General features: G+C 42.6%; 1 pseudogene. It reads left to right on the forward strand.

What is annotated here, in order from left to right:
* Positions 1 to 216, forward strand: a pseudogene (locus Xsze_RS21715) (hypothetical protein); the annotation flags it as partial.

The following is a 216-nucleotide window of genomic DNA, read 5'->3' on the forward strand; positions in this document are numbered from 1 at the left end:
GCCACCTACCCGCTATCCATCCGTCAGTCAAATCAGGTTGAGGCCAATATCCCTAAAGAGGGAGGAGGGAAGTGTGACTGGAAACTGAGTAATATTACTTTCGAAGTGAAGCTGAAAGATACATCAACCATTGCGCCTCTTATTGACGATAATTTTGGATTTAAAACGACATTTGTGATTGATGGTAATGCACCACAAGTATTCGATGGGGGATAT

The sequence above is a fragment of the Xenorhabdus szentirmaii DSM 16338 genome (assembly GCF_002632585.1).
GTDB classification, from domain to species: domain Bacteria; phylum Pseudomonadota; class Gammaproteobacteria; order Enterobacterales; family Enterobacteriaceae; genus Xenorhabdus; species Xenorhabdus szentirmaii.